The 21,680-nt window shown below is 63.2% G+C and carries 16 protein-coding genes; 6 read left to right on the top strand and 10 right to left on the bottom strand.

Annotated features, from left to right (window positions below):
- Positions 1–28 precede the first annotated feature (28 nt).
- From KMAL_RS06610 to KMAL_RS06585, 6 genes are all read right to left on the bottom strand, one after another.
- Entirely contained in the window at positions 29–1,774 is a 1,746-nt protein-coding gene (locus KMAL_RS06610; RefSeq protein ID WP_110094947.1) for an oleate hydratase, read from the bottom strand.
- A gap of 519 nt (positions 1,775–2,293) precedes the next feature.
- Entirely contained in the window at positions 2,294–3,715 is a 1,422-nt protein-coding gene (locus KMAL_RS06605; RefSeq protein ID WP_110094946.1) for an efflux transporter outer membrane subunit, read from the bottom strand.
- Positions 3,712–6,816 (bottom strand): efflux RND transporter permease subunit, encoded by a 3,105-nt coding sequence (locus KMAL_RS06600; RefSeq protein ID WP_110094945.1) that lies wholly within the window; start codon positions 6,814–6,816, stop codon positions 3,712–3,714. Before KMAL_RS06600 ends, KMAL_RS06605 begins: the two co-directional genes overlap by 4 nt.
- Entirely contained in the window at positions 6,794–7,978 is a 1,185-nt protein-coding gene (locus KMAL_RS06595) for an efflux RND transporter periplasmic adaptor subunit (RefSeq protein WP_239019989.1), read from the bottom strand. The genes KMAL_RS06600 and KMAL_RS06595 overlap by 23 nt, the downstream gene beginning before the upstream one ends.
- 166 nt (positions 7,979–8,144) lie before the next feature.
- A complete protein-coding gene (locus KMAL_RS06590) occupies positions 8,145–8,804 on the bottom strand; it encodes a TetR/AcrR family transcriptional regulator (RefSeq protein ID WP_239019988.1) in 660 nt (219 codons plus the stop codon).
- Between the two features lie 241 nt (positions 8,805–9,045).
- Positions 9,046–9,969: an AMP-binding protein gene (locus tag KMAL_RS06585; protein WP_239019987.1), complete on the bottom strand. Its 924-nt coding sequence runs from the start codon at positions 9,967–9,969 to the stop codon at positions 9,046–9,048.
- A gap of 374 nt (positions 9,970–10,343) precedes the next feature.
- On the opposite strand from KMAL_RS06585, the gene KMAL_RS06580 reads away from it, so the two are divergent.
- Positions 10,344–11,792 carry a helix-turn-helix domain-containing protein gene (locus tag KMAL_RS06580; protein ID WP_110094968.1) on the top strand — a complete coding sequence of 483 codons (1,449 nt, stop codon included), beginning with the start codon at positions 10,344–10,346 and terminating at the stop codon, positions 11,790–11,792.
- Positions 11,793–11,814: 22 nt separating this feature from the next.
- On the opposite strand, the gene KMAL_RS06575 is transcribed toward KMAL_RS06580, so the two are convergent.
- Positions 11,815–12,843 carry a YeiH family protein gene (locus KMAL_RS06575; protein ID WP_110094967.1) on the bottom strand — a complete coding sequence of 343 codons (1,029 nt, stop codon included), beginning with the start codon at positions 12,841–12,843 and terminating at the stop codon, positions 11,815–11,817.
- Positions 12,844–12,918: 75 nt separating this feature from the next.
- Here KMAL_RS06575 and KMAL_RS06570 point away from each other — a divergent pair, with 75 nt between their 5' ends.
- Positions 12,919–13,806 carry a LysR family transcriptional regulator gene (locus tag KMAL_RS06570; protein WP_110094941.1) on the top strand — a complete coding sequence of 296 codons (888 nt, stop codon included), beginning with the start codon at positions 12,919–12,921 and terminating at the stop codon, positions 13,804–13,806.
- A gap of 33 nt (positions 13,807–13,839) precedes the next feature.
- On the opposite strand, the gene KMAL_RS06565 is transcribed toward KMAL_RS06570, so the two are convergent.
- Positions 13,840–14,709 carry a pirin family protein gene (locus KMAL_RS06565; RefSeq protein WP_110094940.1) on the bottom strand — a complete coding sequence of 290 codons (870 nt, stop codon included), beginning with the start codon at positions 14,707–14,709 and terminating at the stop codon, positions 13,840–13,842.
- 120 nt (positions 14,710–14,829) lie between these two features.
- On the opposite strand from KMAL_RS06565, the gene KMAL_RS06560 reads away from it, so the two are divergent.
- Together KMAL_RS06560 and wrbA are read left to right on the top strand one after the other, a co-directional pair.
- Entirely contained in the window at positions 14,830–15,759 is a 930-nt protein-coding gene (locus KMAL_RS06560; RefSeq protein WP_110094966.1) for a LysR substrate-binding domain-containing protein, read from the top strand.
- A gap of 179 nt (positions 15,760–15,938) precedes the next feature.
- Positions 15,939–16,535 carry an NAD(P)H:quinone oxidoreductase gene (gene wrbA / locus KMAL_RS06555; protein ID WP_110094939.1) on the top strand — a complete coding sequence of 199 codons (597 nt, stop codon included), beginning with the start codon at positions 15,939–15,941 and terminating at the stop codon, positions 16,533–16,535.
- A gap of 75 nt (positions 16,536–16,610) precedes the next feature.
- Here wrbA and KMAL_RS06550 read toward each other — a convergent pair whose 3' ends face one another.
- Positions 16,611–17,567, bottom strand: a complete 957-nt coding sequence (locus tag KMAL_RS06550) for a LysR family transcriptional regulator (RefSeq protein ID WP_110094938.1) — start codon at positions 17,565–17,567, stop codon at positions 16,611–16,613.
- A gap of 466 nt (positions 17,568–18,033) precedes the next feature.
- On the opposite strand from KMAL_RS06550, the gene KMAL_RS06545 reads away from it, so the two are divergent.
- On the top strand, positions 18,034–18,420 hold the full coding sequence (locus tag KMAL_RS06545) for a glycerol dehydrogenase (RefSeq protein ID WP_110094937.1): 387 nt from the start codon (positions 18,034–18,036) through the stop codon (positions 18,418–18,420).
- 14 nt (positions 18,421–18,434) lie between these two features.
- Positions 18,435–20,621, top strand: coding sequence for a pyrroloquinoline quinone-dependent dehydrogenase (locus KMAL_RS06540; RefSeq protein ID WP_110094965.1), 2,187 nt, complete (start codon positions 18,435–18,437; stop codon positions 20,619–20,621).
- Positions 20,622–20,731: 110 nt separating this feature from the next.
- Here KMAL_RS06540 and KMAL_RS06535 read toward each other — a convergent pair whose 3' ends face one another.
- Positions 20,732–21,676, bottom strand: coding sequence for a PDR/VanB family oxidoreductase (locus tag KMAL_RS06535; RefSeq protein WP_110094936.1), 945 nt, complete (start codon positions 21,674–21,676; stop codon positions 20,732–20,734).
- Positions 21,677–21,680 lie beyond the last annotated feature (4 nt).

Here is a 21,680-nt window from a genome sequence, read left to right as displayed (position 1 = left end):
CGGCGGTAACCGGTTCGACCATCCGCCCTCAGATCAGTCCATAACGCTCCAGCAGGTCACCGATTTCCGTTCCCGTGGACAGGTGCCGCACCACGCCCGAAGCCGGGACCTTCCGGCCATCACGCAGTTCCGCCGCCGCCTGCAGCAGCATGCGGACGTCATAGACACTGCCAAAGACCTCGGGGACCGCACGGTCGATATCAAGCAGCGTATAGACTGCCTCCATCGCCGTGCGGACGGAATATTCCGTCGTGAACACGGTATCGCGTGGTGTTTCCGCGAACTGCCCCAAAAAGGCGAGGTTGACGCTGCCGTCCGGCACCACCTTCGGCCGGTCGCCCCCGGCGCGGGGCATGAACTGCGCCGTGATGAACGGCATCATGCAGGGATGCGTCACGGCCCCGGTCGCCGCCATGTCGTCGATCTGCTCCACGGGCACGCCCATGTGGAACAGCCATTCCCGCGTGATTTCCTCGCCCGTGCAGTCCTGCATCGGCTTTTTCACGTAATTCCCCGGCACATCGCTGAACAGGCCATACAGCCATGCCACCATCTGCCCCTTGGGCTGCCCCTTGAAATGCGGCTGGCGACTGACGACCCAACTCATCAGCCAGGCGGAATCCGCAATGGTGATCGGCCCACCCGTCACGGTGCGGCCCGAAAACGGGTCACGCCCCGTTACCTTATGCACAAGGTCGGGAATGCGCGCGTCCAGCGTCGTGACCGTCGCGGACTCCCACCGTGATTTCGTGGTATCGCCACAAAACACGTCCGGCCGTCCAAAGGCGGGGTCCTGGTCCGCGATGTTGCGCCACAACTGCCAGACGCTCCCCTCTGTAATGGTCGCATCCACGGGCGCAGGCGTATGGTGGTCCCCCCAGCGGGAATTTTCCACCATCGAGCCATTGGTGACAAAGACAAGGTCACCGCGACCGATATCGATCCCTCCCGCCCCAGCGCCCTCCAGCCAGTCGATGCGGGTCGCGACCTTCGTGCCGCCGGAGGTATCGACCCGCACGTTGGTCACACGCACGCCATGGCGGAACACCACCCCCTGCCCGGCAAGCCATGTCGCCAGTGGGCGACTGAGGGATTCCTGCTGGTTGAACCGGGTGAATTTCAGCGTATGCAGGTCCTTGAGGCCAAGGATCTGGTGGACAAACCGTGCAAGGTAGCGCTTCATCTCGATCGCGCTGTGCCATGTCTCGAACGCGAACATCGAACGCCAGAACAGCCAGAAATTCGACTGCATGAACTCTTCGGACAGGACGTCGCTGATGGTCCTGCCGCCGAGCTTTTCCTCATCCGTCAGGATCAGGGAAATGATTTCGCGCCGCGCCTTGCCCGTCAGCTTCAGGCTGTCGCGGTCCGGCAGGGGCTGCCCGCGCCCGCACATGGCCCGCACCGGGCTGCTGCTGGGATCGGCGCGGTTCAGCCGATAGAACTCATCCAGCACCGACGCATCAGGCACTTCGAGCGACGGGATGGAGCGATACAGGTCCCACAGGCACTGGAACTGCTCCTCCATTTCCCGCCCGCCCCGGATCAGCCAGCCCGTCCGGGCGTTGCCCGTGCCATCCAGCGCACCACCATCCGCATCCGATGCCTCCAGAATGGTGATGCGCGACGGCGGCATCCGCGCATCACGGATCAGGAAGGCCGCAGCCGCCATGCCCCCAAGGCCACCCCCCACGATCCATGCCGAACGGGTGTCGATCCCTGCCGGTTTTTCAGGCCGCGCGAAGGATTCAAAATTGCTGTGAGCGTATCTCATGGGACGTTATGCCTCTGTTGGGGCCAGCATGGACCCTGCTGTCTTTCCAGATGGAAAACCCTTCTGGTCATAGCGTGCCTTTTTGCCTTTGCTGTCGTTGATGTAAATCAACTTCGCGGGAGTCCAATGATCCTCAAACCACCCCGGCACCGGCGGAACATGCGATACGGACGGGTCAGGATATTACGCTTTGCATGAAAAGGAATTTCCAAAACCCGGCACAGGCGTCAAAGGATGCACATCATGCGCTTTCCCTGTCGCCCTGCGTCGGAACCGCGTCCAGGCAGGCCGGGCAGAGACATCCCTGCTGTCCCTGCGCGGGGACAGGCAGGACCGGCGGCCGTTGCATGCACCAGCACGCCCCGTCCGGCTGGCAGGGGAATTCGGCCCCACATTTTTCACACTTCGCCATTCGACCCCATTTCCGGATGAAATCCTTTCAGCAATGGCATCCCCCACGCCCTGAATCCGGTGCCTCCGGGGACATCCTGCACACCATTGCGTACAGATCCGGGGATGTCATTTCTTCGCGTCATCATGTCGCTGCCTGACCTCGAACCCGCCCCCGATGGCCCTGTACATGTCAACGGAGGCATCAAGGCGGGACAGCAATGCTGTCGTATGCGCCAGTTCCGCCTGCTGGGCGAGCACCTGTGCGGAGAGCACATCCAGTCGGCTGGAATAGCCATGCTCCAGCCGCAACTGCGTCAGTTCCACTGTTTTTTCAGCCGCCGTTTCCTTGCCCCCGTCACCCTGCTCCCGCTCATGGGCGTTGTTCTGTTCCAGCAGGGCGTCATGCACTTCCTTGAATGCCGTGCGGATGCTCTGCTTGTACAGGATGACCTGCTCGTTCTTCTCGGCCCGTGCCAGTTTGACGCCACTTGCCGTACGGCCGAAATCCAGCACGGGCGCCGCCATCGACGCCGCCAGCGTCCATGACCGCGTTGTGGCGCGATACAGGTTGTCGATGTCGATATTGTTCACCCCCGCAAGGCTGGCGAGCGAGATGGTGGGGAAATAGGCCGCACGCGCAAAGCCGATGTTGAAGTTGCTGGCGATCAGCGTCTGCTCACGCATGGCGATGTCCGGCCTGCGTTCGAGCAGGGTGGAGGGGATTTCCGGCGGCGTCGGGATGGGGACGGTCAATTCGTCAATGTTCTTGCCCCGCTCCATCGCCTGCCCGATGATCTGCCGGGGCGAGCGGCCAAGCATGACGGCCAGCGCGCTTTCCGCCTTGCCGCGCTGGTCCTCCACATCCGGCAGGGCCGCCTGTGCGGCATCACGCTGCTCGGTCACGTTCTGCACGACCAGCGCATCCACCGCGCCGACTTCATGCTGGCGCTGCACCAGGGCCAGAAGGGCCGTCTGCGTCTCGATCGTCTGCTGCAGGATCTCGCGTTCCCGGTCCAGCGCGCGCAGGCTGAAATACAGCTTCGCGGTGGCCGCGGCGATGGACAGTCGCGCGGCCTCGTGGCCATAACCCGCCGCCTTTACGCCCGCCTTTGCCGCCTTGCTCAGGCTGGCATTCTTGCCCCACAGGTCCACTTCGTAATTCAGCATGCCGCCAACGAAGCCAAGATTGCTCATCTTGTGCGTAACGGGCAGTTCATCCTTCAGGTGCAGGCGGCCCATGGCATCCGCCCCCGCCACGGAAATGGAGGGCAACTGGTTGGCAAAGGCATATTTATACTGCGCGCGCGCCTGCTGCAGCTTCGTACCTGCCAGCGCAAGGTCGTCATTGCCCTTCAGCGCCTCGGCCACCAGCGCGTCCAGCACCGGATCACCATAGCTGCGCCACCATTCGCCGCCATCGGGCACGGTGGCGGCCTGCTGCGTGCCCCATCTATCGGGCATGGGCATCTGTGGGCGGTGATAGGTGGGCGCGAGCCACGCACAGCCCGCCAGAAGCATGGGCAGCAGCAGGATCGGGGATCGTTTCATCGGGCGGTTCCCCCAGCCTGCGGCGATGGCGTTTCCTTCACCCTGAACCACAGCACATAAAGCGAAGGCAGGAAAATCAGCGTCAGCACCGTCGCCACGGCCAGCCCGCCCATGATGACATCGGCCATCGGCCCCCAGAAGACGCTCGACGCAATGGGCAGCATGCCAAGGATGGCGGCGACCGCAGTCAGCATGATGGGGCGGAAGCGGATTTTCGCGGCATTCATGACCGCATCCCATTCGGATTGGCCCAGATCCTTCTCGATCTGGATCTGATGAACAAGGATGACCGAGTTGCGGATGATCATGCCAATCAGCGCCACCAGCCCCAGCATGGCGATGAACCCCATCGGGTGCTGGGTCAGGAACAGCGCGCCGACCACGCCGATCAGGCCGAAGGGCGCCACGCTGATGACCAGCGCCAGCCGCTTGAAGTCCTGCAACTGGATCATCAGCACGCCCAGCATGACAAGGATCATGACCGGCACGACGGCGATGACGGATTTCTGGGATTTCGCGCTTTCCTCCACCGTGCCGCCCACCGCGACATGGTAGCCCGATGGCAGGCCCGCGTTGAACGCCGCGATTTTCCGGGCCAGCGTGGCAACTGCCGTATCCGCCTGCACCCCGTCACGCAACTGCGCCTGTATGGTCAGCGTCGGCAGGCGATCGCGCCGCCAGACCAGGGGATAATCCTCGACGTAGGAGACGCTGGCCACCGTGGACAGCGGCACTGTCTGGTCATTGGGCAGGCGGATGTCGAGGTTGCGCAGGTCCTCGATCGACAGGCGCTGGGCGTGGTTGGCGCGCAGCACCACGTCCACCAGATAGATGCTGTCACGCACCTGTGTTGCCGTAAGGCCCGTCACCGCCGAATTGATGGCCAGCGCAATCGCCCCCGACGACAGGCCCAGACGGTGCGCCTCGTCCTGCCGCACCTCGATCTTCAGCTTGCGCGCGGGATCGCCCCAGTCGAAATTGACCATGTGCAGCTGGTTGCTGTCGGCCATGATCTTCGCCACGTCATGCGCGTAATGCCAGACCCGGTCCGGGTCGCGGCCGGAAACGCGGTACTGCACCGGCCAGCCCACCGGCGGGCCAAGTTCCAGCGGGAACAGCCCATGCACCACATCGGGCATGTCGCGGCTGAGCGCCACATCCAGCCGCTTGCGCAGCCGTTCACGCGCCACGGCACTTTTTGCGACAATGACGGTCTGGGTAAAGAAATCGTTGGGCAACTGCTCATTGAGCGACAGGTAGAAGCGCACGGCCCCGCGCCCGACATAGGAACTCCAGTGGTCGATATCCGGATCATTGCGCAAGATGGCGTCCAGCCTGCGCGAGACATCCGCCGTCGCCTTGATCGACGCGCCCTGCCGCAGCGACAGGTCAACCAGCAGTTCCGGCCGGTCGGATGCCGGGAAGAACTGCCGCGGCACCAGTGGCGAGAGCGCAATGGCCACGACCAGAGCCGCAAGGCTGGCCAGCACGGTGGCACGCGGGCGGCGCATGGTGAACAGCAGTGCGCGGCTGAAGACACGCAGCAGCCGCCCTTCCGGCGGGGCATGGGGGGATGCCGCCGGGCGCTGCTTCAGGATGGTCACCCCCACCAGCGGGGCGACCAGCACGGCCACGAACCATGACGCGATCAGCGCCATGCCCACCACGGCGAACAGGGAGAACGTGTATTCCCCCGCCACACTTTTCGCGAACCCGACCGGGATGAACCCCGCCACGGTCACCAGCGTGCCGGTCAGCATCGGGAACGCGGTGGAGACATAGGCATAGGTCGCGGCCCGCGTCAGGGTCCAGCCCTCCTCCAGCTTGCTGACCATGCTTTCGACCGTAATCATCGCGTCATCGACCAGCAGGCCGAGAGCTATGATAAGTGCGCCGAGCGAGACGCGCTGCAGGTCGATGCCAAACATCTTCATGCACACGAACACCACCGCCAGCACGAAGGGAATGCAGAACGCAACCACCGTGCCCGCACGCGCGCCGAGGCTGAGGAAGCTGATGCCCAGCACGATGACGATGGCCTCGAACAGCGCCTCGGTAAAATCACCGACCGCGTCATGCACCACCTTGGGCTGGTTGGCGACAAGGTGCGCCTCGATCCCGATGGGCATGCGCGCATGCAGTTCGGCCATTTTCGCCGCGATGTTCTTTTCCAGTTCCAGCACATTGCCGCCGCTGCGCATGGACAGCGCCAGCCCGATCGCATCCTGCCCGCCCACGCGGAACATGGTCTGCGGCGGGTCGGAATAGGTGCGGGTGATGGTGGCGATATCCCCCAGCCGGACCTTGCGGCTGCCCGCATAGACCGTGACGTTGGCGATATCCTGCACCGACCCGAACTGTCCCGTGGGCTGGACCTGTATCTGCTCGCGCCCGGTATCGATCACGCCGGACGGCACCGTGGCGTTCTGCGCCAGCAGGGCGGCGGCGATCGTCGCCCCGTTTATGCCCAGTCGGGCAAGGTGATGGGTGGAGAAATCGACATAGATCTTCTCATCCTGCGCGCCCAGCGTGTCGATCTTCGCCACGTCGGGCACATGCAGCAGTTCGTCGCGCACCGTCTCGACATAGTCGCGCAGTTCGCGGTGGGAAAATCCGTCGGCGGTAAAGCCGTAGATGATCCCATAGGTATCACCGAACTCGTCATCAAAGAACGGGCCGACAGTGCCCTGCGGCAACTGTGCCTTGATGTCGCCCACCTTCTTGCGCACCTGGTACCAGATATCGGGCACTTCCGCCTTGGGCGCGCCGGACAGCAGGTTGACGAAAATCGTCGTCTTGCCCGCCAGCGTATAGCTCTTGACGTAATCGAGGTCGGGCGTTTCCTGCAGCTTCTTTTCAATGCGCTCGGTCAACTGGTGGGTGGTTTCCTCCACCGAGGCACCGGGCAGGAACGCCTGCACCACCATGGTCTTGACGGTAAAGGGCGGGTCCTCGTTCCGGCCCAGCCTGAAGTAGGACTGGATGCCCGCGACACCGATCAGGATCATGAAGAACAGGACCAGCGCACGATGGCGGATGGACCAGTCGGACAGGTTTATCCCCCCCGGCGGGCGCGGCTCAGGGACGGACATCGGCTTCATCCAGCAGGCTGACCTTTTCTTGCGGATACAGCGCCTGCACGCCCGCCGTCACCACCCGCTCCCCCGCCTTCAGGCCGGAGGCGATCACCACGTCATCGGTCGCATACCGCGCGATGGCAACGCGCTGCTGGGAGACGCGCATGGTATCCGGGGCGACAATCCAGACGGCGGGGCTGCCGTCCTGCGTGGTCAGGGCGGAAGGCGGCAGGTGGATGCCCGTGCCCGATGACAGGCCCAGATGCCCCGTCACCACGGCCCCCAGCGGCATCATGTCGCGGGAGGCATGCAGCAGCGCCTTCGTATGGTAGGTGCGGGTCTGCGGGTCGGTATCGGGCGCGATTTCATAGATCGCGGCGGGCGCGCAGACCGCGGGCGCCGCATCCAGACAGACCTTCAGCGTCGTGCCCGCGGCAATATGCGATTGCGCAAGGGCCTCGGGCATGTCGAACTGCGCGTCCAGCCCGTCATTGGCCGCCATGCGCAGCACAGGCTGGCCCGCAGCCACGACCTCCCCCGCCTCCACCAGCCTGTCGGTCACGATGCCGTCCTCGGGCGCCACAAGGCGGGTATAGCCAAGCTGCTCCTGCGCCACGCGCACCTGTGCCTGCGTGGCCTGCACCTGGTCCTGCGCGGTTTTGTACCGGCGCACCGCATCGTCATAATCATTGCGTGAAATGGCCTCCACCGGCAGCAGCGCCGTCGCGCGCTGCTTCAGGGGGGCAGCCTGTTCCAGCGCCGCTTTCGCCGTGGCGGCCTCCGCCTGTGCGGTGCGCAGGGTCTGCTGTGGCACCGTGTCATCCAGCCGCGCCAGCACATCGCCCGCATGCACGATGCTGCCGGCGGAAACGGCGCGCGCCACCACCTTGCCGGGCAGGCGGAAGGCAAGGTTGATGGAACGATGGGCCGCAACCTGTCCTGTCACGACCTCTGCATCCGTGTCGAACACGGTCGATACCACGACCGAACGCACGGGGCGCACTTCTTCCACCGGCGCCTTCTTGTGGCATGCGCACAGCATTACCGACAGGCACGACAGGGCCAGGATGGGCTGGAGCGGCCTGAAGGCCCTCCCCTTGCGTGCGGGTACGGTCCTGCCGGTGTCCGGTGGGGAGAACGGTTCGGTAGGCACGGATGCGCCTGTGCCAGCATGTCTGGAGTGCATGAATATGGACCGTCCTTACCCAATCTGCAGAACCCGGAGGGGCCAGCCATCATGGTTTACATATACGATGCCGTATCGTATCGCAATATAGCAAAGGACTACGGGCGCATCCGCGCTGCGTCACGGGCCGGGCGGCAGGATGCCGGCACCGGGGCATGCGGGGGAATCAGGCATCTTCCCTGCGGCATATGCCCGACAGGAAAATATCCCATGCCCGGTCAAAAAACCGTTTGCGCGCATCCATGTCCTGCATCCGGTTCTGGCCCAGCATGGTGTTCTGCAACGGCCAACCGATCACGAAGCTCATCAGGACACGTGTCGTTTCCTCGTGATCCCTGGATTCAATGCGCCCGGCATCCGCCGCCGCCTTGAGGAGGCGACTGAGGGTGGCGACGAAAGGCTCCACGATGGTTTCCATCATTTCATCGGCGATGAACGGGATGCGATGCCCGTCGCCAATGACAATACGGTAGGCTTCGCGCGTTTCCGGACGCAGCATGAAATCCAGGAAGAACAGGGCGATTTCCTTCGTCGCCACCAGCGGATCCTTCGAGGACGCCTCGACCGCGCCCGCTTCGTCCAGCAGCATCCGCCCGCGTTCCGCCACCACGGCCTTGAACAGGTCCTCCTTGGAGGAATAGCGGCGGTAGAGCGTGGCTTTGCTGCACCCGATGACGCGCGCTATCTTTTCAAGCGACGTGGCGGCATATCCCTGCTCGACGAAAAGTTCTGTCGCAACCTCAAGAACCTGCCGATCAAGCAGTGCCGACATTTCAGGTGTCGGGCGTCCGCCTGTATGCTGGGTCCGTGAAGATGTGTCGGGCATTTCATGTCCTTCGGTTGCGCCTGTCGATCATGACAATGGCGACCATCATAACATGAAATCATCGCGCGACGCCATGACGGCTACGGGTCATGGCCCTGCCCGCCTTGCGCAGACCGGCATTCCCGGCAACCGTGCGGCCCCGGGCGACAAAAGGCGGCAGGCGGAAAAAAGGACCGGATCTCTGGCCCTACGTCCGATCCTTTTTTCCTGCTCATCATTTTTCGCAAATGGGTACGATCATTCAGATCCGAACGTTCATCGGCACCTCCGCTGTTGTGGTGATGGTGCGGCCCTGCGCCAGCAGGCCGACCAGAAGGGGCGTCTGTCCCGCGTCCCACGCCATGTTGACGAGCGTCGGGGGAACATCGACATCGGTATAGGGATGCGCCATTTCCATGGCATGGGACACCATGTGCCTGTATTCCCCGACCGTATGTGTCACGCCATGGGCACCGCCACGCCGTGCGGGGGGATAGGACAGGAACTGCGGGTCATCCCCGTACATGGCCTCTGGCGGGTAATCGGGTTCATACCAGTCGACCACGGCATCATAATGATGGTCACGGCCCGGCTTCATCGCGACTTCCGCGCTGCTGAGCGTAACCAGCAGCACCAGTTTCACACGACTGCGGGTGCCTGCCATTTCCAGCGCCCTGTCGAGCATGGCCTTCAGCGGCCGTTGCCCCGCCCCGTCACAGGTCGCATCACCTGTCAGGACAGCCACCGCGCCACAATCGGCCAGTTGCCCGGCCATGCGCGGCGCATCGGCATGTATGCCCAGCAGCACGTGCACCGCACCGATGCGCGCGCAGGCAAGAACCGCGACGATACTTTCCACCATCAGCGGCAGGTGGATCGCGACCCGGTCGCCACGCTGCACGCCCTGGTCCGTGAGCGCATTCGCAAGACGGCAGACCCGTTCATGAAGTTCGCGAAAGCAGACCGCCTCCTCACCCGACACACCATGCGCCAGCACGGCCACATGGTCGGGACATTCGCCAAGGTGGCGGTCAACGCACAGGGCGGAAACATTCAGCGCCCGGCGGCCATGTTCCGGCGGCGGACGGAAACGGTGTTCGCGCATGCCATCCGCCCATCGCGGGACAGGCAGCCCCACCGGGGGGATCGGACGGGTGGAGACATTTTCATGGGTCGCACTGATCACGGTCCTGTTCCTTGTCATTGGGTAATATCTGTCCCCGCCATTTTGGAAATGACGCGAAGACGACCGGGGGAAAGGTTACGTATGCCTGGCGCCATAATGGATGGAATGAAGACCGTGATGCCTGGTGGCAGGGGACCTGCCGGACAGTGACCTTGCGATATGCCCGGCAGGCCGTGCCAGAAAGCACGATCCGCATTCCATGTGTTCCGGAACATGTTTATTTTATTGTTATTGATGTTCCGTCATGGCGTTTCATGTTTTCTGTTCTTGTTGTTTTTGTTGACCCGGACTTTGCCAAATCCTGATTGTGGACGGAAGATGGTTTGCCGTTTAAAGGGGCGAATGCCGCGCCGCAGATTGCAAAGATTGCGAAGATGAAAAAAGCAGCCACCAAGACCTTCACCGGATCGCGTATCCGCCACCAGCGCAACCGCGTCGGCATGACGCAGAGCGCACTGGCGCTGCAACTCGGCATTTCCGCGAGTTACCTGAACCAGATCGAACACGACACCCGGCCACTTCCGATCACGCTGCTTGGTGCGCTGTGCAACATTTTCTCCGTGGGGGCGGAATATTTCAGCGATACCGAAGAAACACGCGGCATTCAGGCCCTGCGCGAAATACTGGCCGATCCGGTTTTCGACATGGATGCCATCAGGCTGGACAGCATCCAGGCCGCGATGCGCGTGGCGCCCGACCTGTGCGCGCAGTTCGTGCGGCTGTATCGCGCCTACCTGCTGCGGCAGGAACATGCCGAGGCGGCGCTGACCGGCGGCACCCTGCCCGCCGTGCGCACGACACCACACGACGCCCCGGACCGGGTGGAGCCGTACGAGGCGGTCAATGACTGGGTGCAGGCGCAACGCAACTATTTCGATGAGGTGGACCGCGCCGCCGAACACCAGTTCGAAAAGATGCGGCTGGATGAAGGAAGTCCGGGCGAACAGCTGGCCCGCTACCTTCTGGACCATCATGGCATCCGCACCGAAATCGACCTTGGGCTGAGCCACAAAGGCCTGATGTGGCGGCTGGAGCGACGTCAGCGCATCCTGTTCCTCTCCCGCCTTGTCCCGTCGGAAAGCAGTACGTTCTGGATGGCGCAGGCGCTGGGGCAGATCGAACATCAGGGCCTGTTCACCCGCGTGATCCGCCGCTCCCGCCTGAAGGAAAGCGAGGCCCGCGGCCTTGCGCGCGTGTACCTGACCAATTATTTCGCCGGCGCGCTGCTCCTGCCCTACGGGCGGTTCCGCATGGCGGCACATGATGTCCGCCATGACCTCGAACTGCTGCAGCGTCAGTTCGGCGTCAGCTTCGAACAGGCCTGCCACCGGCTGAGCACCATGCAGCGACCCGGGCATGAGGGCATCCCGTTTTACTTTCTCAAAACGGATATTGCGGGGAATATCCTAAAAAGTTTCAGCGCAAACCGCTTTACCCAGTCCCGCTTTGGTGGCCCGTGCCCACTGTGGAACATTTTCCGCGCCTTCAGCACGCCGCAGCAGGTGCAGGTCCAGCTTTCACAGACAACGGACGGAGCGGTCTACCTCAATATCGCACGAACGGTCGGGCGCAACAGCATCTCCTACCTTGACCGGCCACGCCTGACGGCGGTCGTCCTTGGCTGTTCCATCACCGATGCACCGCATCTTGTCTATTCCGCAGGACTGGACCTGAAGGATCCGCGCATGATCATTCCCATCGGGCCGGGATGCCGTGCATGCACGCGCGAAAACTGCCATCACCGCGCCCTGCCGATGGTTGGCCACCGTGTCGATGTGGACAACGAAGGCCGTGGCATCGCCCCATACCGCACGGCACGATGACACCCATTACGAGCGGCCGCATTCATGCAGGGCATCCCAACCGGACGACCAGCACGGCGGCGGTGGTCAGGAAACACAGCGACAGCGTGACGACGGCCACGACCCTCGGTCCGGCCGCCATGACATTGCGCAGATCGACCCCCAACCCAAGGGCCGCCATTGCAACAAGCGTCAGCGCATTAGCCGCCCCCTGCGCCATGGTGACGGCAAGATGGGGGACCAGCCCCACGGATCGGGCAATCATCAGTCCCACGAACACGAGAATGAAAGGCGGCAGGAATTCGGTAACGCGAAAGCGGCGCGGCACACCGCGCTCCTGCTCCATCCGGCGCGCCCGCACGAACGCACAGCATGCGACAACCGGCCCCAGCATCAGGACCCGCAGCAGTTTCGCCAGCGTGCCCGCCGCGACCGCCACCGGCCCCAGCGGGGCTGCCGCCGCCATGACCTGCGGCACGGCATAGACGGTCAGGCCAGCCAATGTGCCCCCTGCCGTTTCCGTCAGGTGCAGGCCGTGCGCGAGACAGGGCAGCAGCATGACGACAGGTATTCCCAGAACTGCGGTAAACGCCACCGAAGTCGCGACATCATCGCTATCCGCATCAATGACGGGCGCAATGGCCGCGATGGCGGAATTGCCGCATATCGCATTCCCGCATGCGATCAGGACCGCCATGCGCACCGGAAGGCCGAAGGCCAGCCCGATCAGGATGCCCGCCAGCACCGTCACCCCGACCAGCATGATGATCGCCAGCACAAGGAAGGGATGCGCCCGCGACAGAAGGTCCATGCCGATTGTCACGCCCATCAGTGCAACGGCCATTTCCAGAAGGCGATGGGCGCAGAAATGGACGCCCGCACCAAAACGCGCCGCAAGGCCGCACGATGTCCGCAGAACCGTGCCGACAGCAATGGCAAGAACGAGGGATTCGATCCATACCCGGCCGGTTACGGCACGTTCGGCCTGCTGCAACAGTCCTGCGATGCCTGCCACCCCAAGGCTGAGCAGGAAACCCGGAAGATATCGGTAAACGCGTGAGGCATATGTCATGGCGCAAGGATCGTCGCTGCGCCGTGACAAATCCAATGGATTGAATTTCTTGTTTTGATAAGGAATATTTATTGGATGACCCTGGAACAGCTTCGCATCTTCGCAGTGGTTGCCCGGACGCTGAACATGCGTGTCGCGGCGCAGGCGCTCAACCTGACGCAACCCGCCATCAGTGCGGCAATCAGCGCGCTTGAACATCGCTACAGCACACGCCTGTTCCATCGTATCGGGCGACGCCTTGAACTGAACGAGGCAGGTCATGCCTTCCTGCCCGCCGCACAGGCCGTGCTGGCGGCGGCAGGCGATGCGGTGCGGACCCTTGACGACCTGTCCGGCCTGCTGCGCGGCAGGCTGCGCATCGCGGCCAGCCAGACGGTGGCGACATACTGGCTGCCGGCCTTCCTTGCGCGGTTTGCCCTGCGCCATCCGGCAATCGAACTCGACCTTCACGCCGGCAACACCGCGCAGGCCGCCGCCGCCGTTATCGCGGGCCATGCGGATATGGGATTTGTGGAAGGCAGGGCTGATGGTGACATCGTGCTGCACCAACCCGTCGGCGGCGACAGGCTGTGCCTGTACACCGCGCCGACGCATCCGCTGACGGCACGAAAAATCACGCGACAGGATATCCTTGGCGCGCAATGGGCCGTGCGGGAGGAAGGATCGGGCACCCGCGACCACCTTGCATCGTGCCTGCACTCCCTTTTCCGGGTGGAGTTGCGCGACCTCAATATCCGGCTGGTCCTGCCCTCCAATGACGCGGTGATGGAAAGCGTTCTGGAAGGCGAACTGGTCACGGCGGTTTCCAGCCTCGCGGCAGGCCCGAGGGTGCGGGCGGGCCTGCTTGTGGCGCTGGAATGCGATCTGGAAAAACGCAGCTTTCACATGCTGCGGCACCGTGAACGCCCGATGGGACGCGCCGCGGCGGCCTTCATGGAGATGATACAGGCCGCACCCCCATGAAGGCGCGCGGATGCGCCGTATCCTGCCACAGGTTCAGGTGGCGATCCCACCGAAACGCCCGTTCCTGAAATCCTCCATCGCCTGGTGGATTTCCTCGCGGGTGTTCATGACAAACGGGCCGTAACCGGCAATCGGCTCGTTCAGGGGCTGCCCGGTCAGGACAAGGAAACTGCTCTGCGCCGCCGCCTGCACCGTCACCTGCGTGCCTTCACGGCCCATAAGGGCGAACTGCGCGCCCGTCAGTTCCTCGGTCCCGTTGACAAGCAGCCGTCCCTCCAGCAGGACGATCGCCGTATTATGTCCCGCAGGCAGGTCCAGCGTGACCTGCGCCCCTTCATGCAGGGTGCCATCCCAGACATTGAGCGGCGAGAATATCCGCGCAGGCCCGCGCTGCCCCGCATATTCCCCGGCAATCACGCGCAGGCGGCCCGTGGCATCGGCAAACGGCACGACAGGAATGCTGGCCGACTGGATCGTCTGGTATCCCGCGGGCGCATTCTTGTCCTTGGCGGGCAGGTTGACCCACAACTGGACCATGCGGAACCGTCCCCCCGTCCTGGCATAGGCGGGGGAATGGAATTCCTCGTGCTGGATGCCATTGCCCGCTGTCATCCACTGCACGTCGCCCGGGCCGATGATGCCCCCGCCGCCCGAGGAGTCCCTGTGTTCGACCTCCCCGTCATACACGATGGTCACGGTCTCGAACCCCTTGTGCGGGTGTTCGCCCACGCCGCGACGGATTTCGGTAGGGTGGAATTCATGCGGCCCGGCATAGTCGAGCAGCAGGAAGGGGCTGAGATGCTCGCCAAAATCGGTGTAGGAAAACAGCGAACGCACCGGGAACCCGTTCCCGACCCAGTGACCGCGATCATTCCCGTAACGGCCAAGAATTTTCTTCAGCATGATGAGTATCCCATCTGCGGAAGGACGGCCCGATGCCCCTTCCGTTGCCCCTGAACATGCGCCTTTCCCATCGTATCATGAAGTTTGCCAGATCGAACAATGCGTCCTATGGAAAGGACGATGAGGGACCTCAACGACTTTGAATATTTCGTGCAGGTGGTGAAGCATGGTGGATTTTCCGCCGCCGCGCGGGCCACGGGACTGCAGAAATCTCTGCTCAGCCGCCGTATCCGCGCACTGGAGGACCGGCTGCATACCCGCCTGCTGCAACGTTCCTCACGGCATTTCAGCGTAACGGAAACCGGCCACAGGTTTTATGAACATTGCCTCGCCATGCTGGCCGAGGCCGAAAGCGCCGAGCGTTCCGTCGCCCGGCTTCAGGCCGAACCCTGCGGGCAGATCCGGCTGAGTTGCCCTGTCGCCCTGCTCAATTTCCAGTTCGGCGCCCTGCTGGCCCGGTTCATCCTGCGCTACCCCTCCGTGACGCTGCAACTCGACAGCACCAACAGGCGTGTCGATGTGCTCAAGGAAGGCTTCGACCTTGCCATCCGCGTCCGTTTCCCGCCGCTGGCGTCGTCGGACCTTGTCATGCGCACGCTCGACACCAGTACGCAGTGCCTGGTCGCGGCCCCGGCGCTGGTCCGCACGCCCCCTGCCTCCCCCGCCGACCTGAATGGCTTTCCCTCCCTCGATTTCCATACCGGTCCGGGCACACATTCATGGCTGCTGGAAAACAGGCAGGGACAGACGGCCACCATTTTCCACGAACCCCGACTGGCGACGGATGATATGGCCGTACTGCGCGAAGCCGCCTTGATCGGGGTCGGGATCGGGCAGTTTCCCACCATGATGGTCTGGCCGGATATCGAGGCGGGGCGACTGGTCCCCGTCCTGCCCCAATGGCGTCCTCAGGCGGGCATCGTCCATGCGGTCTTCCCCTCCAGGCGCGGCCTGGTACCTGCCGTGCGCGCCCTGCTGGACTTCCTGGCGCAGGAATGCGCGGCCCAGCGTCGCCTTGCGGCGGGGGCCTTACACACCCCGGACGCCTGAAAACGCTCCGGCCGTGACACGAGGCGGGCGGCATTCGCGGCAATTCCCGGAAACGCAGCATTTCCGATTTTGGCCTGTTCGCCATTTCCGACGGACATATGATCATGAGCATCCGGACGGGGCATTTCCCAACATCCCCATGATCCCCGTTCATATTTTACATTCAGGAGATTGCGGTCATGCCAAAGGTTCTCGTGCTTTATTACTCGTCCTATGGCCATATCGAGACGATGGCCCATGCGGTGGCGGATGGTGTGCGCTCCGCCGGGCTGGAGGCCGATGTGAAGCGGGTGCCCGAACTCGTCCCGCAGGACGTGGCCCGGTCACACCATTTCAAGCTGGAACAGGATGCCCCCATCGCAACCGTGGACGAACTGCCGGAATATGATGCGATCATCCTTGGCGCGCCCACACGCTTTGGCCGCCTGCCCGCGCAGATGGCCAATTTCTGGGACCAGACCGGCGGACTGTGGCTGCGTGGGGCACTGATTGGCAAGGTGGGCGCGGTATTCACCTCCACCGCGTCGCAGCATGGCGGGCAGGAAACCACGCTTTATTCGCTCATGTCGAACCTGATCCACCATGGCATGGTCGTCAGTGGCCTTCCCTACAGCTTTCAGGGGCAACTGAAACTTGACGAGGTGACGGGCGGGTCGCCTTACGGGGCCACGACGATCGCCGCAGGCGACGGTTCGCGCCAGCCCAGCGAAAACGAACGCGACGGGGCGAAATTCCTTGGCCAGCATGTCGCCAGCCTCGCCAGAAAGCTTGCATGAACCGCAGGGCGGCCACCGCATGAAACATGAGGGGGCCGCCCTTTCCCACGTCACCAGCTTCCGCTCCTGTCGGGATCAGGTGCCGCGTGCCGTTTTCCTTCCGGGAACGGATGCACCACCCGACCGCGCCCAGGGCGGGTCTTCAAATGCCGTGACAAGGTAGTCGAGGAATGCGCTCACCCTGACGGGACGCAGCGGGCTGGAAGGCGTCACCAGGTACAGCGCGACAGGCGGCACCGACCATCGGGGCAGCAGGCGTTCCAGCCTGCCGGAACACAGGCCGTCCCAGACCATGAATTCCGGGAAAAACCCATATCCCATCCCGGCCTCCAGCGCTGGCAGGAAGGCTTCCGCATTGTCCGCGCGCAGCCGCGCCGTCTGGCGCAGGACATATTCGCGGCCATTATGGTCGTGCCGCAGCCGGATCATCCCCGGTGCCGATGTATTGGTATAGACAAACCCCTTTTCCCCTTCCAGATTCCGCGGATGTTCGGGCCGCCCGACCCGGTCGATGTAGCCGGGCGCTGCGACGGGCAGGATCCTGACGGGGCACAGCTGCCGTGCGCGCAGGGAGGAATCCGCCAGCGCGGCAATACGCAGGGCGACATCATATCCTTCTGCGACGAGGTCAACGAGGACGTCGCTGAAATCAATGGTGACGTCGATTTCAGGATATTGCCGCAGGAAACCGGGCAACAGGGGGGAAAGGTGCCTGACCCCGAACGTCATGGGCGCCGCGACACGGATCAGGCCGGCAGGGCTGAGCATCCCTCCACGGGCCTCCGTTTCCGCGGCCTGCGCCTCGGCGAGAATCCTGTTCGCATGACCAAGCAGCAGGCGCCCGGTATCAGTCAGGGACAGGTTGCGTGAATTGCGATTGAACAGTGAAATTCCAAGGGTCTGTTCAAGCCTGCTGACGGCTTTCGAGACGGTCGGCTTGGAGCGCTGGATTTCTTCTGCCGCCCGCGCGAAGGAACCCTGCTCCGCCACCTTTGCAAAGATGGCCCATGCTTCAAGATCCGGCAATCGCATAGATAACGTCCGTGGGGATGATTTTCAGGAAACAGTTTCCGGCTGGTGTTTCCATACCTTACCTTCCGCCCCCTGTCGCCTGCAGTGGGAATCTTCCCCACGGGTCCCATACCCGGTCGCACCAGCGCCCGAAATAGACGGACAGGTCTACCATTCCCCGACATGCAGACCATTCGGTCTCTTTAATCGGCCCAAGGCACTGAAAAGAAAAGGTTCACACCCCTACCCGTTATGGATACGGAACAGTTCCTTTCATGAACAAAAAAAATAACGGCGTGTCGCACAGATTGCATCAATCGCAGGGCTGTCTATTGAAAATGGAATGACATGTGCGTTTTTTGGCAGAATACTGTTGGTTCCGTAACAATATTCATAAAGTCGTTACCGCTTTCACGACTTCGTTTTTTCACGTTCCACAAATGTAGGACTAGCCTTCGCTCCACAATACTTTGGAGGAAAATCCATTATGTCTGTTTTCACGGCGCCCCAAACCGCTGGTGGATGGGCGACACTGGTGCTTGCGGTTGTCATCATCGCGCTTGGCCTGCCACTGGTCTACATGGGGGCGGAACTCGCGTTCCTTGGCGGGTCCTGGTATTACGTCCTTGTTGGCCTTGCCGTTACCGTGGCGGGCATCCTTATGGCCATGGGCCGGGTCGCGGGGGGCATGCTCTACCTTGCGGCGGTGGCGTTCACGTGGCTGTGGGCCCTGTGGGAAGTCGGCTTTGACGGCTGGGGACTGCTGCCCCGCGTGTTCGGCCCCACCCTGCTTGCCATTGGCGTGGCACTTAGCCTGCCGGTCCTGCGTCGCGCACAGGCCGCACGCACCACTTCCGTGCGGGAGGTCGCATGATGTCCAGGAATTCCATGCTGCGCCCCATGCTGCTCGGCGCCACGATCATCGCCGGCCTGTCCTGTACGGCGGCCTTTGCGCAGGTGCCCCCCGCTGATCAGCCCCCCGGCAATGGCAACGCCACGGTCCCGCCTGCCGAACCTGCCCCGCCCGCGGATGCGTATGCACCGCCCTCCCCCAATGCCGCGCAGGCACCGGGCGTGAACGCGGCCAACATCCCCGACGGGCCGCCCGCCGAACCCAGCGAGGCCACGCCGATGGTCGAGCAGGTCACGGCCAACCCGGCGCATGACGACTGGCCCGGCTATGGCCGTGATGACAGGGCGACGCGTTTTTCACCGCTGGACCAGATCACGCCTTCCAACATCAGTCACCTGAAGCGTGCCTTCATCTACCACACCGGCAGCAAGCCGGGACCGGGACAGGTGAACAAGTGGGCGGCCGAAACCACGCCGATCAAGGTGGGTGACGGGCTGTACATGTGTTCGGCGCTGAACGACATGATGCGCATCGACCCTGCCACGGGCAAGGAAATCTGGCATTTCCATGCCAATGAGAAATATGAAAGCATCCCCTATACGGCAGCGTGCAAGGCGGTTGTGTACTACACCTCCTCCACCGTGCCGGAGGGCGAGCACTGCCATCACCGCATCCTTGAAGCCACGCTGGATGAACGCCTGATCGAGGTGGACAGCGAGGACGGTAAGGTGTGCGAGGGCTTTGGCTGGCACGGCATGGTCAACCTGATGAAGGGAATGGGTGAATCGGTGCCCGGCTTCGTGGCCGAGACCGCGCCGCCCCCCATCGTCAATGGCGCGATCATCACCAACCAGGAAATCCTCGACGGGCAGCGCCGCTGGGCGCCGTCGGGCGTGATCCGTGGCTATGACGCCGAAACCGGGCGTTTCCTGTGGGCATGGGACGTCAACCGCCCGCATGAGCATGGCGAACCGAAGGAAGGCGAGCATTACAGCCGTGGCACCCCCAATTCGTGGGCGGCCATGATTGGCGACAATGCGCTGGGCCTGGTTTACGTGCCGACCGGCAACTCCGCCGCCGATTATTACAGCGCCATGCGCAGCCCGGAAGAAAACAAGGTTTCCTCCGCCGTTGTCGCGATCGACGTGAAAACGGGCGAACCGCGCTGGGTGTTCCAGACCGTGCACAAGGATGTCTGGGATTACGACATCGGGTCGCAGCCGACACTGATGGACTTTACCAAGCCTGACGGCTCCACGGTGCCTGCGCTGATCATGCCGACCAAACGCGGCCAGACCTTCGTGCTGGACCGTCGTACGGGCGATCCCGTGCTGCCGGTGGAAGAACGGCCCGCCCCGTCGCCGGGCATGGTGCCGGGCGATACGCGTTCACCCACGCAGCCGTGGTCGGTTGGCATGCCGCGCCTGGGCTTCGCGCCGCTCAAGGAATCCGACATGTGGGGCATGTCCCCCATCGACCAGCTTTACTGCCGCCTGAAATACCGTCGCGCGCATTATGTGGGCGAGTTCACGCCGCCGAGCATCGACAAGCCCTGGCTGGAATATCCCGGCTATAACGGCGGTTCGGACTGGGGCAGCGTGGCCTATGATGAAAAGACGGGCATCCTGATCGCCAACTGGAACAATACGCCGATGTATGACCAGCTGGTCAGCCGCAAGAAGGCGGACAAGCTGGGCCTGATGCCGGTGGATGATCCCAACTACAAGCCCGGCGGTGGCGGGGCAGAGGGCGCTGGCGCCATGGCGGAAACGCCTTATGGCATCGTCGTGTCGCCCTTCTGGGACGAATATACGGGCATGATGTGCAACCGTCCGCCCTATGGCATGATCACCGCCATCGACATGCACACGCAAAAGGTGCTGTGGCAGCATCCGCTGGGCAGCGCACGCGCCAACGGCCCGTTCGGCCTGCCGACGCACCTGCCGCTGAACATCGGCACGCCCAACAATGGCGGCCCGGTCATTACGGCCGGTGGCCTGATCTTCGTTGCCGCGACGACCGACAACATGATCCATGCCTTCGACATCCATACCGGCAAGGAAGTGTGGAACGATGTCCTGCCCGGTGGCGGACAGGCCACGCCCATGACGTATGAATACAAGGGCAAGCAGTACGTCGCCATCATGGCTGGCGGGCACCACTTCATGATGACGCCGGTGACGGACGACCTCGTGGTCTACGCACTGGATAACGTCAACTGATCGCCTGCATCATTACGGGCAGACGGAAACGGGGTCGCACCATGCGGCCCCGTTTTCTGTTTGCCCGCTGATGGGGAAGACGAAGACCCCCTTACCTGCGTGCCATCATATTACAGGTCGAGGGTCAGCGATGGCGTGCGACTGCGTGAGCAGCACAGCGCGATATGACTGCCCTGCTCCTCCTCCGTCAGCACCACATCGCGGTGGTCCCCCTCCCCGGCCAGCAGGGGCACGATACATGCGCCGCACATGCCCTGCTCACACGACAGGTCCACATCCATGCCCGCCGCCAGCAGGGCGGAGGCGATGCTCTGCCCCGCCGGGACCGCGACCGTCCGGCCCGACCGCGCCAGCACGACCTCGAACGGACGGTCCGACAGCGCGTGGGAGGATTCGGTGGGACGGAAATATTCCGTATGGATCTGCTCCGCCTGCCACCCTGCCGCAACCGCATGGGAGAAAACGGCATCCATGAACCCGTCCGGCCCGCACAGCATGATGGCCGTATCGGGCGAAGGCGTCGCCAGAAAATCGGGATACCCGTCCTTCAGGCTCCTGCTGAAGCGGACATGATTCCGATAAGGCGGGGCGCACAGCATGTCGCGAAACGGGGCCTTATCAGGCTCACGCGCGTAGTAATACAGTCCCCAATCCGCGCCGTTGGCCTGCAGGTGCCGCATCATCGACAACAAAGGCGTAATGCCGATGCCGCCGCCCACCAGCATGTAACGTCGCGCATCAGGCAGTGAAAATGCGTTGCGGGGGGCGGAAATCTGCAACTCCATCCCCGGCGTGACCTGCGTGCACAGTGAATCCGATCCCCCACGCGACACGGCATCTCGCTTGACGCAAAGCACATAGGCGGACGGATCATCCGCATCACCGCACAGCGAATACTGCCGGATCAGGCCCGAAGGCGTCATGACATCGACATGCGCGCCCGGTTCAAAGGCCGGCAGGGCTTCCCCACCCGGCCGCGCGACCAGGCGCAGGCGCACGCAGTCCGCCCCTTCGGGGGCCACATCCTCGACACGGACTGCAAACAGTGCAGACATGCTC

The sequence above is a fragment of the Novacetimonas maltaceti genome (assembly GCF_002906255.1).
GTDB classification, from domain to species: domain Bacteria; phylum Pseudomonadota; class Alphaproteobacteria; order Acetobacterales; family Acetobacteraceae; genus Novacetimonas; species Novacetimonas maltaceti.
This window is presented reverse-complemented; position numbering and strand designations above follow the sequence as displayed.

What these genes read in the sequence shown, in the direction of transcription:
- KMAL_RS06610 (WP_110094947.1), bottom strand. Translation starts at nt 1,774, where the DNA reads ATGAGATACGCTCACAGCAATTTTGAATCCTTCGCGCGGCCTGAAAAA.
- KMAL_RS06605 (WP_110094946.1), bottom strand. Translation starts at nt 3,715, where the DNA reads ATGAAACGATCCCCGATCCTGCTGCTGCCCATGCTTCTGGCGGGCTGT.
- KMAL_RS06600 (WP_110094945.1), bottom strand. Translation starts at nt 6,816, where the DNA reads ATGAAGCCGATGTCCGTCCCTGAGCCGCGCCCGCCGGGGGGGATAAAC.
- KMAL_RS06595 (WP_239019989.1), bottom strand. Translation starts at nt 7,978, where the DNA reads ATGCACTCCAGACATGCTGGCACAGGCGCATCCGTGCCTACCGAACCG.
- KMAL_RS06590 (WP_239019988.1), bottom strand. Translation starts at nt 8,804, where the DNA reads ATGCCCGACACATCTTCACGGACCCAGCATACAGGCGGACGCCCGACA.
- KMAL_RS06580 (WP_110094968.1), top strand. Translation starts at nt 10,344, where the DNA reads ATGAAAAAAGCAGCCACCAAGACCTTCACCGGATCGCGTATCCGCCAC.
- KMAL_RS06575 (WP_110094967.1), bottom strand. Translation starts at nt 12,843, where the DNA reads ATGACATATGCCTCACGCGTTTACCGATATCTTCCGGGTTTCCTGCTC.
- KMAL_RS06570 (WP_110094941.1), top strand. Translation starts at nt 12,919, where the DNA reads ATGACCCTGGAACAGCTTCGCATCTTCGCAGTGGTTGCCCGGACGCTG.
- KMAL_RS06565 (WP_110094940.1), bottom strand. Translation starts at nt 14,709, where the DNA reads ATGCTGAAGAAAATTCTTGGCCGTTACGGGAATGATCGCGGTCACTGG.
- KMAL_RS06560 (WP_110094966.1), top strand. Translation starts at nt 14,830, where the DNA reads ATGAGGGACCTCAACGACTTTGAATATTTCGTGCAGGTGGTGAAGCAT.
- wrbA (WP_110094939.1), top strand. Translation starts at nt 15,939, where the DNA reads ATGCCAAAGGTTCTCGTGCTTTATTACTCGTCCTATGGCCATATCGAG.
- KMAL_RS06550 (WP_110094938.1), bottom strand. Translation starts at nt 17,567, where the DNA reads ATGCGATTGCCGGATCTTGAAGCATGGGCCATCTTTGCAAAGGTGGCG.
- KMAL_RS06545 (WP_110094937.1), top strand. Translation starts at nt 18,034, where the DNA reads ATGTCTGTTTTCACGGCGCCCCAAACCGCTGGTGGATGGGCGACACTG.
- KMAL_RS06540 (WP_110094965.1), top strand. Translation starts at nt 18,435, where the DNA reads ATGCTGCGCCCCATGCTGCTCGGCGCCACGATCATCGCCGGCCTGTCC.
- KMAL_RS06535 (WP_110094936.1), bottom strand. Translation starts at nt 21,676, where the DNA reads ATGTCTGCACTGTTTGCAGTCCGTGTCGAGGATGTGGCCCCCGAAGGG.